At 72.2% G+C, this 12,703-nt stretch carries 12 protein-coding genes and 1 pseudogene; 3 read left to right on the forward strand and 10 right to left on the reverse strand.

Annotated features, from left to right (window positions below):
- Positions 1-9: 9 nt before the first annotated feature.
- Positions 10-1,446, forward strand: coding sequence for an aldehyde dehydrogenase family protein (locus DY240_RS04460; RefSeq protein ID WP_119658754.1), 1,437 nt, complete (start codon positions 10-12; stop codon positions 1,444-1,446).
- Here DY240_RS04460 and DY240_RS04465 read toward each other — a convergent pair.
- From DY240_RS04465 to DY240_RS04485, 5 genes are read right to left on the reverse strand one after another with little or no spacing between them, the layout of a single operon-like run.
- Positions 1,431-2,285 carry an ABC transporter ATP-binding protein gene (locus tag DY240_RS04465; RefSeq protein WP_119658755.1) on the reverse strand — a complete coding sequence of 285 codons (855 nt, stop codon included), beginning with the start codon at positions 2,283-2,285 and terminating at the stop codon, positions 1,431-1,433. The two genes, DY240_RS04460 and DY240_RS04465, sit on opposite strands and share 16 nt — an antisense overlap.
- Entirely contained in the window at positions 2,282-3,280 is a 999-nt protein-coding gene (locus tag DY240_RS04470) for an ABC transporter ATP-binding protein (RefSeq protein WP_158602735.1), read from the reverse strand. The genes DY240_RS04465 and DY240_RS04470 overlap by 4 nt, the downstream gene beginning before the upstream one ends.
- On the reverse strand, positions 3,277-4,146 hold the full coding sequence (locus DY240_RS04475; protein ID WP_119658757.1) for an ABC transporter permease: 870 nt from the start codon (positions 4,144-4,146) through the stop codon (positions 3,277-3,279). The genes DY240_RS04470 and DY240_RS04475 overlap by 4 nt, the downstream gene beginning before the upstream one ends.
- A complete protein-coding gene (locus DY240_RS04480) occupies positions 4,133-5,110 on the reverse strand; it encodes an ABC transporter permease (RefSeq protein WP_119658758.1) in 978 nt (325 codons plus the stop codon). Before DY240_RS04480 ends, DY240_RS04475 begins: the two co-directional genes overlap by 14 nt.
- Positions 5,111-5,159: 49 nt before the next feature.
- Positions 5,160-6,803 carry an ABC transporter substrate-binding protein gene (locus tag DY240_RS04485; protein WP_119658759.1) on the reverse strand — a complete coding sequence of 548 codons (1,644 nt, stop codon included), beginning with the start codon at positions 6,801-6,803 and terminating at the stop codon, positions 5,160-5,162.
- A gap of 157 nt (positions 6,804-6,960) precedes the next feature.
- On the opposite strand from DY240_RS04485, the gene DY240_RS04490 reads away from it, so the two are divergent.
- A complete protein-coding gene (locus DY240_RS04490; protein WP_119658760.1) occupies positions 6,961-7,941 on the forward strand; it encodes an LLM class flavin-dependent oxidoreductase in 981 nt (326 codons plus the stop codon).
- Positions 7,942-7,960: 19 nt separating this feature from the next.
- Here DY240_RS04490 and DY240_RS04495 read toward each other — a convergent pair whose 3' ends face one another.
- Entirely contained in the window at positions 7,961-8,686 is a 726-nt protein-coding gene (locus DY240_RS04495) for a DJ-1/PfpI family protein (protein ID WP_119658761.1), read from the reverse strand.
- Positions 8,687-8,739: 53 nt separating this feature from the next.
- Positions 8,740-9,441 (reverse strand): GTP pyrophosphokinase, encoded by a 702-nt coding sequence (locus DY240_RS04500; protein ID WP_199700813.1) that lies wholly within the window; start codon positions 9,439-9,441, stop codon positions 8,740-8,742.
- Between the two features lie 383 nt (positions 9,442-9,824).
- Here DY240_RS04500 and DY240_RS04505 point away from each other — a divergent pair.
- Positions 9,825-9,965: pseudogene (locus tag DY240_RS04505) on the forward strand (VOC family protein); the annotation flags it as partial.
- A gap of 222 nt (positions 9,966-10,187) precedes the next feature.
- On the opposite strand, the gene trxA reads toward DY240_RS04505, so the two are convergent.
- From trxA to DY240_RS31660, 3 genes are all read right to left on the reverse strand, one after another.
- Positions 10,188-10,547: a thioredoxin gene (gene trxA, locus DY240_RS04510; RefSeq protein ID WP_119658763.1), complete on the reverse strand. Its 360-nt coding sequence runs from the start codon at positions 10,545-10,547 to the stop codon at positions 10,188-10,190.
- Entirely contained in the window at positions 10,544-11,617 is a 1,074-nt protein-coding gene (locus DY240_RS04515; RefSeq protein ID WP_119658764.1) for an NAD-dependent epimerase/dehydratase family protein, read from the reverse strand. The genes trxA and DY240_RS04515 overlap by 4 nt, the downstream gene beginning before the upstream one ends.
- A 10-nt stretch (positions 11,618-11,627) precedes the next feature.
- The coding region (locus DY240_RS31660) for a hypothetical protein (protein WP_158602736.1) at positions 11,628-12,703 on the reverse strand (1,076 nt) is incomplete at its 5' end.

Genomic DNA, 12,703 nt, shown 5'->3' on the forward strand with positions numbered 1-12,703 from the left:
TTAGCGTCTGTGGAGCGCTACGGAAGCTACATCGGCGGGCGCTGGGTGGTGGCCCGCGATCATCGCGAGAACGTCAACCCGTCCGACACCAGCGACATCGTGGGCCTGTTCGCGGCGGGCGGCCGCGACGACGTCGACGCCGCCGTCACGGCCGCGCGCGAGGCCCAGCCAGGGTGGGCGGCCACGTCGCCTCAGACGCGGGCCGACCTGCTGGAGGCCGTGGCGGCCCGCATCCTCGCCGACGTCGACCGCCTGGCCGAGCTGCTCGCCCGCGAGGAGGGCAAGACGCGCGGCGAGTCGGAGGCCGAGGTGCGGCGGGCCGCCCAGATCTTCCGGTTCTTCGCCGGCGAGGCGGTCCGGCTGACCGGCGAGACCCAGGACTCCATCCGCCCGGGTGTCACCGTGACGCACCGGCGCGAGCCCGTCGGCGTGGTGGGCGTGATCACGCCGTGGAACTTCCCGATCGCGATCCCGTCGTGGAAGACGGCGCCGGCGCTCGCCTACGGCAACACCGTCGTGCTGAAGCCGGCCGAGCTGGTGCCCGCATCGGTGATCGAGCTCGCCCGCATCATCGACCACGCCGGGTTCCCGCCTGGCGTGTTCAACGTCGTCACCGGGTCCGGCGGAGTCGTCGGCGACGCCATCGTCACCCACCCGGGGGTGGACGCGGTGACGTTCACCGGCTCCGAGGCGGTCGGACGCGGCATCGCGGTGGCGGCGGCCGGCCGCTTCGCCAAGGTGCAGCTGGAACTGGGCGGCAAGAACCCGCTGGTCATCGCCGCCGACGCCGACCTCGACGTCGCGGTCGACTGCGCCGTGAACGGGGCGTTCTTCTCCACCGGCCAGCGCTGCACGGCGTCGAGCCGGCTGATCGTCGACCACGCGGTGTACGAGCCGTTCACCGAACGGCTCCGGGCCCGCATGGCGGCGCTGCGCGTCGGCCACGCGCTCGCGCCTGACACCGAGATCGGCCCGGTCGTCGACGACCGCCAGCTCGACACCGACCTGCGTTACCTCGAGCTGGCCCGCGCGACCCCGGGGGCGTCGGTGCACGGAGGCGACCTCGTCGAGCGCGACACGAAGGGGCACTACCTCGCCCCGGCGATCATCGAAGGACTGGACAACCAGGCGGTCGTCAACCGAGAGGAGATCTTCGGGCCGGTTGCGGGGGTGATCCGAGTGTCCGGGCACGACGAGGCGGTGGCGGTCGCCAACGACACCGAGTTCGGCCTGGTCGCCGGCATCTGCACGACGTCGCTCGCGCTGGCCGACGACTTCCAGCGCCGCTCGCAGACCGGCATGGTGATGGTGAACCTGCCGACGGCCGGCGTCGACCCGCACGTGGCTTTCGGCGGGCGGAAGCGGTCGAGCTACGGGCCGAAGGAGCAAGGGGCTCACGCCCGCGACTTCTTCACCGAGTACAAGATCGCCTACGTGCGTCCCTGACCGGCCGGGTCGGCCGGCGCGGGGTCGTAGGCGGGCGCCGGCTCCGGGCCCTCGATGTCCGGCACCGCGTCGACCAGCCGCTTCGTGTAGGGGTCCGATGGTGTGTCGAGCACGGCCTCCGGCGTGCCGACCTCGACCAGCCGGCCGTGGTGCATCACCCCCACGCGGTCGGCGAACGACCGCGCCAGCGACACATCGTGGGTGATGAACAGGTAGGCGAGGTCGCGCTCGGCCTGGAGATCGGCGAGCAGGTTCATCACCTGGCCGCGGACCGACACGTCCGCGCCGGACAGCGGTTCGTCGGCGACCACGAGGACCGGGTCGGCGGCCAGCGCGCGGGCGATCGCCAGCCGCTGCCGCTGGCCGCCGCTGAGCTCGTGCGGCAGCCGGTCGAGGAACGACGCGGCCGGACGCAGCCCCACCCGCTCCAACAGGTCCGCGGCGTGCGCCCGTCGCTCGGCCGTGGTCCGCAGCCGGCCCAGCGCCTGGAACAGGGCGGACTGCACCGAACGGCGCGGGTTGAACGACGCCGACGCGTCCTGGAAGATCGGCTGCATCGCGGTGCGCACGCCACGCAGCTTCGACACCCGCAGGCCGGTGAGGTCGCGGCCGCGCAGCAGGATCTGGCCCGCGTCCGGCCGTTCCAGGCACAGCGCCAGCTTCGCCAGCGTCGACTTGCCCGACCCGCTCTCGCCGACCAGCGCGAACGACTCGCCGCGGCGGATCGTGAGGTCGACGCCGTCGACGGCCGTGACGTGCGTGACGCTGCCCCGGCGCCGGTACTGCTTGGAGACGCCGCGCAGCTCCAGTACCGGCTCGGCCGTGGTCTCGTTCGTCATGCCGTCACCGCCACGTCGCCGGCGTGCTGCTCGACGAGCCGCCAGCACCAGGCCAGGTGCGTCTCGGCGCCGGAGACCCGCGCGGACGGCGGGAACCGCGTGCCGCACGGCTCGACCTCGACGGGGCAGCGGCCGGAGAACGGGCAGCCCGGAAACTCGACGGCGAGGTTCGGCGGCTGGCCGGGGATCGTCGCGTACCGGCCGTGCTCGTCGCGGACGGCCCGCGCCGACTGCATCAGCCCGTACGTGTACGGGTGGCCGGGACGGCGCAGCACGTCGGCCGTCGGCCCCGTCTCGACCGTGTGCCCGCCGTACATGGTGTAGATGCGGTCGCACATGGTGGCGACGACGGCGAGGTCGTGGCTGATCAGCAGGATGCTGAGATCGAGCGTGTCGCGGATGTCGCGCAGCAGCGCGATGATGTCGGCCTGCGTGGTGACGTCCAGCGCCGTCGTCGGCTCGTCGGCGACCAGCAGCTTCGGCCGGCAGCCCAGGGCGATCGCCAGCAGCACGCGCTGGCGCATCCCGCCGGACAGCTCGTGCGGGAACGACTGCGCGACCTCGGCCGGCAGGCGGACGAGGTCGAGGAGCTCGGCGACGCGGCGGGTGCGGTCGGCGCCGGGATCGTGCTTGGCGACGCCCTCGGCGATCTGCCGGCCGACCCGCACGACCGGGTTGAGGAAGCTCAGCGGGTCCTGGAACACCATGGCCAGCGGGTGGCCGCGCAGCTTCGGCCACTGGCGTGGCCCGAACCGCGTGACGTCGGCACCCTCGACGCGGATGGCGCCGCCGGTGATGTGGGCGACGCCCCACGGCAGCAGCCCCAGCGCGGCCCGCGCCACCGTCGACTTGCCCGATCCGGACTCGCCGACGATGCCGACGATCTCCGAGCGGCCGACGTGCAGCGTCGCACCCTGCAGGGCGTGGACGGTGCGGTCGCGCAGCTCGTAGGAGAGATGGAGGTCCTCCACCTCGAGCAACGGTGTCGCCGTCACGGTGTCACCACCTTCCGCCGGACCCGGCCGGTCAGCCGCAGGCGCGGGTTGAGCGCCGTGCTGACCGCGTCGCCGAGGATGTTCAGGGACAGGACCGTGGCGAAGATCGCCAGGCCCGGGATCACCACCATCCACCACGCCGACAGCAGGTTCTGCTGGCCGTCGTGGAGGAGCAGCCCCCAGCTGATCGTGTCGGGACTGCCCAGGCCGAGGAAGCTGATCGACGACTCCTGCAGGATCGCCTCGGCCACGCCGAGCGCGATCAGCGGCATGACCGCCGGCAGGGAGTTCGGGATCACCTCGCGCAGCAGCACGAGGATCTCGCGGTGTCCCAGGCAGCGGACCGCGTTCACGTAGTCGAGCTGTTTCACCCGCAGCACCTCGGCCCGGGTCACGCGCGCCGTCTGCGGCCACGACAACAGCGCGATCACGCCGATGATGTTGCCCAGCCCGGGCCCGATCAGCGCGACGATCGCGACCGCGACGATCAGCGTCGGGATGACCTGGAAGAACTCCGACATCCGCATCAGCGCGATGTCGACGATGCCGCCGAAGAAGCCGGCGCAGGCGCCGACGGCGATGCCGACGACGATCGCCATGCCGGCGGCCAGCACGCCCACCAGCAGCGAGATGCGGGCGCCGTACACCATGCGGGTGAGCTGGTCGCGGCCCAGGTGGTCGGTGCCGAACAGGGCGTCCGGCGACGGCGGGTGCAGCGCCTGGCGGGAGATCGCCGCGGGGTCGTCCGGCAGCACGAACGGACCCACCAGGGCGACGAGCACCAGCAGGACGATGAAGACGAAGCTGACCGTCGCGGCCGTGCTGGAGCGCAGCCAGCCCCACCGTTGCTTCCTAGACACGTGCATGGCTGCCTCGCATCCGTGGGTCGATGACCGGATACAGCAGGTCGACCAGCAGGTTCACGAGGACGACCACGACCGCGGAGAACAGGAAGACGCCTTGGATCACCGGGTAGTCGCGGTTCGTGACCGCCTGGACGAACAGGCTGCCGATGCCGGGCCAGCCGAAGACGGTCTCGGTGAGGACGGCGCCGGTGAGCACCAGGCCGAAGTTGAAGCCGATGACCGTGACGATCGGCGGCAGCGCGTTGCGGAAGATGTGCCGCCGCATGACCTCGCGCCGGTTCAGGCCCTTCGCCTCGGCGGTGAGCACGTAGTCCTGGTGCATCGTCTCGAGGATCGACGAGCGGGCGACCCGGGCGACCACCGTCATGTAGGCCAGCGTCAGCGTGATGCCCGGCAGCACCCAGTGCCAGACGTAGTCGCCGACGACGCCGAACGCGGTATCGGAGCCGGTGATGCTCAGCATGCCGGCGACGGGGAACCAGCCCAGCTGCACGGCGAACACCAGGACCAGGAGCATCGCGAGCCAGAAGACCGGCACGGACTGGCCGGAGATCGTCACGACGGTGACCAGCGTGTCCAGCCGGGTGCCGGCCCGGCGCGCGCCCAGGACGCCGAGGAGCATGCCGAGCAGCGAGGCCAGCACCAGCGCCGGCACCATGAGCAGCAACGTGTTCGCCATCCGGTCGAGGATGATGTCGAGCACGGGTGCGTTGTGGGCGAACGAGAAGCCCAGGTCGCCGCTGGCCAGGCTCGTCAGGAACAACCAGAACTGCGTCGGCAGCGACTGGTCCAGGCCGAACCGCTCCCTGATCTGGTCGGCGTAGCCCGGCGGTGCGGGGAACTCGCCGATCATCGCCTGCACCGGATCGCCGGGAGCCACCCGGGTCAGAACGAACCCGAGCAGCACGATGCCGAGCACCGTGGGCACGGCCCAGGCCAGCCGCACCGCGGCGTATCTCACCATGGCGACCCCTTCCGGCCCGGACGGACGACCCGCCCGCTGGTGGCCGTGGTCATCCGACCCAGGCCTCCTGCCACTGGCCCCAGTTGGCGGCGTACCAGACGCCGTTGACGTTCGGCGCGTGCGCGTCGTTGAGCTTGGTCTCGATGAGCGGCATCACCGGCAGGTCCTCGGCGAGGATCTCCTGGACCTGGCGGTACGGCTCGGCCCGCTCCTCCTCGGTCGTGCCGGACCGGCCCGCCGCGAACAGCTCGTCGACCTCGGGGTTGCTGTACCCGCTGGCGTTGCCGAACGGCGTCCCGATCGAGGTGGACACGTAGGCGCGGGCGATGCCGAGCGCCGGGTCCCAGTTGGTCGTGTAGGACTGGATGTAGAGGTCGAAGTCGCCGGGAGCGGTGAACGCCTGCTCCGTCGCCACCGAGGCCTCGGGTGCGGACACCTGCGCGTCGACGCCGATCTCCAGCAGCATGCTGCGGATGGCCTCGGCGACCTCCTGGAAGCGGCTGGCGCCCTCGGCCAGGATCGTCAGCGAGAACCGGCTGTCGCCCCGCATCGGGTAGCCGGCCTCGTCGAGTGCCTTGCCGGCCGCCTCGGGGTCGTACGGATACAGCTCGTCGAAGTCGACCTCGTCGTTGTAGGCCCACTCCAGCCGCGAGTCGAACGGCGCCCGGGCCACCTCGCCGCCGCCCTGGAACACGTTCTCCAGCAGGAACTCCCGGTCGATCGCCATCGCCAGCGCGTGCCGCACGGCCGGGTCGCCGGTGATGTCGCGGGTGGTGTTGAAGAACACCTGCGTCATGTTCGGGGCGAACGAGTCCGGGTGCGCGAGCGCCTGGTTGCGCTGGACCAGCGCCTGGACGTCGGTGGGGGAGATGACCTGCGAGGAGATGTACTGGATCTCGCCGGCCGCGAGCGCGAGCGTGGCCGACTGGGCGTCCGGGACGACCCGCGCGACGACCGAGTCCAGGTACGGACGGTCCTCCTGCCAGTAGTCGGGGTTGCGGGTCAGCGTCCACTGGCTGCCGCGGCTGACCTCGTCGAGCACGAACGGGCCGGTGCCCACCGGCTGGTCGATGGAGGCGGGGTTCGTGAGCGGGTCGGTGCCCTGGAACACCGACGCGGGCAGGATCCAGACCCGCGTGAGCGACAGCAGGAGCGGCCCGAACGGCTCCGTGAGCGTGATGACGACGGTCTTCGGGTCGGAGTCGTCGATCGACTCGATCACCGAGGCGGCCTGGGCGAACGGCGCGAACATCGGCGCCGACACCTCTTCGATGGTGTACTTCACGTCCGTCGACGTCAGCGGGTCGCCGTTGCTGAACGTCGCGTCGACGAGGTGGAAGGTGTAGGTGAGGCCGTCGTCGGAGATCTCCCACGACTCCGCCAGCACCGGCTTCGGCTCGGCCGCCTCGTTGTCGAAGTAGACGAGCGGCTCGTAGATCATCGTGCCGATCTGCTGGGTGGGGCCGTTCGTGGTCAGGTTCGGGTTGAGCGGACTCGGATCGCTCTGGATGCCCAGGACGAGCGTCCCGCCGGTGACCGGGTCGCCGCTCTCGGCGTCGGCCGCCCCGGTGTCCGGGCCGCTGGTGTTCTGACACGCGGCGAGGACGACCGCGATCAGGGCGGCGGCGGCCGTGACGAGGCGGCGGGCGGAGCGCGGTCGGGGACCGTGACCAGAAACCGGGCGTGTGACCATGGCGGCGCCCTCCGGTGGCCTAGTGATGAATGTAACATGTTATCTCGCTTACTGTTGTGGCGTTCTCGGCCGCTGTCAAGGCATCTGACCCTATTTTCGAGCCGATTCGCATGTAACATGTTACGAACGCTGGCCGAGAGTGCGGAGGAGACGTCGCATGGACCGTCGAGTCGCCACCGGGCTGATCCTGCCGAACCGGGGGCCGATGATCGGGGCGACCACCGTCCCGGAACTGCTGGACCTCGCGGCCGCGGCCGACGCGTCCGGCTGGGACTCGGTGTGGGTGGGCGACAGCATCCTCGCCAAGCCGCGGGTCGAGGCGCTGGTGATGCTGAGCGCCATCGCCGTGCGCACGACCCGGGTGTCGCTGGGAGCCGCGTGCCTGGCCAGCACACCGTTGCGGGACCCGATCCTGCTCGCGCACCAGTGGGCCAGCCTCGACCACCTCTCCGGTGGGCGCACGATCTTCGTCGCGTGCCAGGGTGGCGGGCCCGGCATGGGGGAGTTCGACAACGAACTGGCGAACTTCGGTGTGGAGCGGTCGAGCCGGCCGCGCCGGGTCGAGGAGGCCATCGAGATCCTCCGCCGGCTCTGGTCCGAGGACGACGTCGACTACGACGGCAGGTTCGCCTCGCTGCGCGGCGTCACCATCCGGCCGCGTCCGGCACAGCAGCGGATCCCGGTCTGGATCGCGGCCAACCCCGACCTGAGCAAGGCCCGCAACGTCGCCACGGCGTTCGGCCGGGTCGCCCGCTACGCCGACGGCTGGCAGGTCACCCACACCCGCGCGGCGGACGTCGCCCGCGCGCGCGAGATCATCCAGGAGCACGCCGACGCGATCGGCCGCACACTGCCCGCCGGCTTCGAGGTCTGCGTCTGCATGAACATCTGCGTCGACGACGAGCGCGAGAAGGCCTTCGCCGAGGCCAAGCGGTTCCTCGACGCCCACTCACGCACCTCGTACACCCGCGAGTTCCTCGAGACCTGGGTGGCCGCCGGGCCGCCGGAGACGTGCGCCCAGACCCTGCGCGACTACATCGACGCCGGTGCCACCAGCATCCTGCTGCGGATCAGCAGCTTCGACCAGCGCGGGCAGTTCGAGCGCATCACGGAGTCGGTCCTGCCGCACCTCCCATGATCATCGGCGATCGACCCCATCATGACGTGGTCGATCGCCGATGATCATGGGAGTCGGGGAGTGGGGTGACCGCCCCGAGGTCGAGGACGTCGACGTCGCCGAGGGCGTGGTCGAGCGGGGTCGGGGCCGGCGGCGACGGGTCGCGGCCGCGCAGCGCGTCGGCCAGGCGTTCCCGGAGCCTCCGGTGCGGTGGCCGGGCCTGTTGCTGACGGGTGGCGGCGGCGGACTCGGTGATGTGCGCGACGAGCTCGGCTCCGCCGTAGGCCTTGGCGACCAGCAGCGCGCCCTGGAACGCAGCCGGGCCGCCGGAGCAGGTGATGAGCCGGCCGTCGACGACCAGGCGCTCGGGCGACGGGTGCGCTCCGTAGTGCTCGAGCAGCGGACCGGCCAGCCAGTGGGTCGCCGCGGTGGCGTCGTCGAGCAGGCCGGCCGCGGCGAGCAACGCCGTGCCCGTCGAGCTCGCGAGCAGCCATCGCGGTGACACCCGGCGCAGCCAGGCGGCGATCTCAGGGTGCCGGTCGGCTCCGACGCCGCCCGGCACGGCGACGATGGCGGGTGCGTTGACCTCGGCGAAGGTGGCCTCGACGACCAGGACGCCGCCCGGGCCGGGCACCTGCCCGCGGGCGCTGCCGACGACCACGGTGCGGAACTCGGGGATCTGCGACAGTACGAACCGGAAGATCTCCGCCTCGTCGATGGAGACACCCGTGTAGGCGACGATCGCGGTGGTCGAGCTGGCATCCATGACAACTCCTCGTCACACCCATCATAGGCGCGCGTCGAGGGGGCTGCTCGCGGCTACCGGCCGCGCGCGGCGGCACGCTGCTGGATGAGCTGCGCCACCACCCGCTCGGAGAGCTCCAGCCCGCCGGGCGACGGCTCGAGCGCCGGCTGCTGCCGGTCGTCGCCGTGGATCTCGCGGTGCAGGCGCTCCATGTCCTCGTCCAGCTTGGCCGCCGTCGTCGCGGCCTCGCGCAGGCTGACCAGCAGCGCGTCGGGCACGTGCTTGTCGTACTTGTAGTAGATCTTGTGCTCCAGGCTGGCCCAGAAGTCCATCGCGATGGTGCGGAACTGCACCTCCACCGGCACCGGCGTCGGCCCGTCGGAGAGGAACACCGGCACCTCGACGATCGCGTGCAGGCTGCGGTAGCCGTTGGGCTTGGGGTCGCGGATGTAGTCCTTCACGGCCACGACGTCGATGTCGCGCTGGCCGGTCAGCAGGTCGAAGACGCGGTAGGCGTCGGAGACGAACGAGCAGGTGACGCGGACTCCGGCGATGTCGGTGATCTGCTCGCGGATGCGCTCGAACGTCGGCTCGCACCCCTTGCGGCGCACCTTCTCGAGCACGCTCTCCGGCGTCTTCAACCGCGCCGAGACGTGCTCGATCGGGTTGTAGACGTGGACGGTGCGGAACTCCTCCTGCAGGATGCGCACCTTGGTGGTGATCTCGTCCATGCCGAACTTGTACGACAGCATGAACCGGGAGAACTCCTCGCGCATCTGCCGGAACTCGGCCAGGAACTCGGGGACCTCACCTGCCGCCGGGACCTCGGGATCGTCGTCGGCACTCACCTGCGCTCGTTCGTCCATCGCTGTCGATCGTATGCGAGCCGGCGCCGCTGTCCGTCGTCCGTTCCTCTGTACCTGTCGGTCAAGCGCCGCGGCTGGCTGTGACGCGCGGGCGGTGCGCCGCTGATGAAGCCGGCGTCGGTGGACTGCCGCGACGACCTGTCCACGGATTGCTGCGATACCGGCAGCTGCTGACGGGCTTCGACGGTCCCGACGCCCGGTCGGGACGGGGGGTCTGTTGCGGCGTGGAGACGCTGATGCCAACCTTCGGCGTCCGTGTCTACACGCCGACATCGAACCCCTCGATTCCCGGCGACCTCGACGGCGCGTTCGAGCGGGTGCAGGCGGGCGACGCCGACGTGGTGCAGGAGCCGGTCGAGCAGCCCTACGGGGTCCGCGACTGCGCGGTCCGCGATAGCGCCGGCAACCCGATCCGCATCCAGGAGGCGCCCTGACGAGCGCCGGGCCGTGCCCAACCGATCAGGAATCGAGAAGGCTCGCAGACCCGGCCGACGCCGAGGCCGCCGACCGCTTCTACTCCGCCGCGTTCGGCCTGGCTTCGGCCGGAGGTACGTCGAGTTCGGCACCAGCCCCGTCGCCCTCACGTTCGACAAGTGCGACGCCCTCGCGAAGGTCGCCGGGCTCCCCGCCGAGGTCGGCGGCGCGCTGAGGCGGTCCTACTTGTCCTTCTCGGCGGCGGCCAGTGCGGCGTCGACGTCCAGGGCGGTGACGGCGTCGATGACCTGGTCGAGCGCGGCCGCCGGCAGGGCGCCGGGCTGGGCGAAGACGAGGTGGCCCTTCTTGAAGGCCATGAGCGTGGGGATCGACGTGATCTGCGCCCACGCGGCGAGGTCCTGCTCGGCCTCGGTGTCGACCTTGCCGAAGACGATCTCGGGGTGCTGCTGCGCGGCCTGCTCGTAGACCGGCGCGAACATGCGGCACGGCCCACACCAGTCGGCCCAGAAATCGACCAGCACGATCTCGTTGTCCTCCACGGTCTGCGCGAAGGTCTGGCTGGTCAGTGTGGTGGTGGTCATGGGGATACAACCCCGTCGGGGGAGGTCCGCATTCCCGCCGCCCGGAGCGGTGCGTGGGCGAACGCGGCCACACCGGCGGCGAAGGGGACGCGTGCCTCGAAGCCGAGCGCCGCGGCGGCCCGGGCGGGAGAGGCAACGACGTGGCGGACGTCGCCGAGGCGGTACTCGCCGGTGACGACGGGCGGCGGCGCGGCCGGCCCGAACGCCCCGCACAGTGCGGTCGCCATCTCGAGGATCGTGTGCGGCTCACCGCTGGCGACGTTCAGCGCGCCGCTCCAGCCCGATCCGAGGGCCAGGACGTTGGCCCGGGCGACGTCGCTCACGTGGACGAAGTCGCGGAGCTGGCCGCCGTCCTCGAAGACGCGCGGCGCGGCGCCGCCGGCCAGGGCGCTCCGGAAGAGGCTGGCCACGCCCGCGTACGGCGTGTCGCGGGGCATCCGGGGCCCGTACACGTTGTGGTAGCGCAGCGCACAGACGGCGGCGCCGGTCTCGCGGCCGTACACGAAGGCCAGGTGCTCGGTGTGCAGCTTGGTGGCGGCGTAGACGTTGCGCGGATCGGCCGGCGCGTCCTCGTCGACGTGGTCCCACGACAGTCGCGCGCCGCAGTGCGGGCAGGGCGGCTCGAACCGGCCGGCGTCGAGATCGGCGACGGACCGGGGCCCGGGAGCGACCTGGCCGTGCCGAGCGCAGCGGTACCGGCCCTCGCCGTAGACGACCATCGACGACGCGACGACGAGGCGGCCGGCGAACCGGCGCCGCCACAGGGCGCGCAGCAGCACGGCGGTGCCGAGGTCGTTGTCGGACACGTAGCCGGCGACGTCGTCGAGGTCGACGCCCAGGCCGACCCGGGCGGCCTGGTGGCAGACGGCGTCGACGTCGCCCACGGCGTCCGCGACGGCGTCGGCGTCGCGCAGGTCGGCCACCCGCAGGTCGACGCCGGCCGGCAGGGGCGGCGGCGAGTCGTGGGCCACCAGTGAGTCCAGCACGACGACCTCCGCGCCGGCCGCCGCCAGCTGATCGACGACGTGCCCGCCGATGAACCCGGCGCCGCCGGTCACCAGCACCTTCATCAGAGCCTCCTCACCAGGGCGAGCGCAGGACGGCCTGCAGGACGACGGCGACGGCGACCTGGGCGGCCAGCCATCGCCGCGACGGCGCCAGCGCTCCGCCGGCCAGCAACACCAGCGGCATGAACGGCTGCCAGATCCGCTCGGTCTCCGCCAACGACAGCCCGGACAGGTCCGCCAGCAGCACCGCCGCCAGGCCCGACCCGACCACGAGCCAGGAACGCCGGTCGCGCAGCCGGGCCAGCCCGGCCGCGGCCGCCGGGCCGACGGCCAGTGCGAACACCGCGAGGTTGGCCAGCAGGAAGTACTCGTAGGGGCGCTCGGCGCCCACGCCGGCGTAGTACCGCACACGGGTGGCGGCCAGCCCGTCCAGCCACCAGAACCCCCAGAGCAGCGGCAGCGCCACGACGACGGCGCCCGCCCCGGCCGCGACGGTCAGCACGTCCGCCCGGCGCCGCCACAGCGCGACCGCCGCGATCGGCACCGCGAGCAACGCGGCCCCGTAGGAGAACAGCAGCGCCAGCCCGAACAGCGCACCGCCGGCGCCAGCCGGCACCCAGCGCGACCGGCCGGCACGGCCGGTCGCGACCACCACCAGGGCGACGCCCCCCAGCGCCAGGCCGCCGAAGACGACGTCGGCGTTGGTGTGCCAGACGGCCGCCGGTGCCAGCGCGACGAACGCAGCGGCCCGGTGGGCGAACCGCTCGGACACGACGTCGCGGGCGATCACCAGCGCGGCGACGGCCGCGGCCGCGACGCCCGCCATCGCCAGCGCCGTCTCCCACCACGAGCCGGACAGCCCGGCCCGGGCCGACAGCCACAGCGTCAGCACCAGTCCCGGCGGGTGGGCCTGCAGATGGACGGGGACGGCGTCCTGGTGCTCGACGTACGTGCGCAGGAACGCCGCCGGCCCGCCGTGGTCGTCGACCAGCCCGACGTGCCGGCCGTACGCCTGCCCGATGTCGGCGAACCCGCGGGCACCGTCGACGGCGGCCAGCGCCAGGCTCCAGGCCGCCGCCGTCACCGCCGCCGCGCCGAGCACCCGCCGCCACGGCCACCGCGCCGCGAGGCCCGGCAGCACCAGCACGG

The organism is Jiangella rhizosphaerae, assembly GCF_003579925.1.
Taxonomy (GTDB): Bacteria; Actinomycetota; Actinomycetes; order Jiangellales; family Jiangellaceae; genus Jiangella; species Jiangella rhizosphaerae.

What these genes read in the sequence shown, in the direction of transcription:
- DY240_RS04495 (WP_119658761.1), bottom strand. Translation starts at nt 8,686, where the DNA reads ATGGATGCCAGCTCGACCACCGCGATCGTCGCCTACACGGGTGTCTCC.
- trxA (WP_119658763.1), bottom strand. Translation starts at nt 10,547, where the DNA reads ATGACCACCACCACACTGACCAGCCAGACCTTCGCGCAGACCGTGGAG.
- DY240_RS04475 (WP_119658757.1), bottom strand. Translation starts at nt 4,146, where the DNA reads ATGCACGTGTCTAGGAAGCAACGGTGGGGCTGGCTGCGCTCCAGCACG.
- DY240_RS04490 (WP_119658760.1), top strand. Translation starts at nt 6,961, where the DNA reads ATGGACCGTCGAGTCGCCACCGGGCTGATCCTGCCGAACCGGGGGCCG.
- DY240_RS04515 (WP_119658764.1), bottom strand. Translation starts at nt 11,617, where the DNA reads ATGAAGGTGCTGGTGACCGGCGGCGCCGGGTTCATCGGCGGGCACGTC.
- DY240_RS04465 (WP_119658755.1), bottom strand. Translation starts at nt 2,285, where the DNA reads ATGACGAACGAGACCACGGCCGAGCCGGTACTGGAGCTGCGCGGCGTC.
- DY240_RS04500 (WP_199700813.1), bottom strand. Translation starts at nt 9,441, where the DNA reads ATGCGCGAGGAGTTCTCCCGGTTCATGCTGTCGTACAAGTTCGGCATG.
- DY240_RS04485 (WP_119658759.1), bottom strand. Translation starts at nt 6,803, where the DNA reads ATGGTCACACGCCCGGTTTCTGGTCACGGTCCCCGACCGCGCTCCGCC.
- DY240_RS04480 (WP_119658758.1), bottom strand. Translation starts at nt 5,110, where the DNA reads ATGGTGAGATACGCCGCGGTGCGGCTGGCCTGGGCCGTGCCCACGGTG.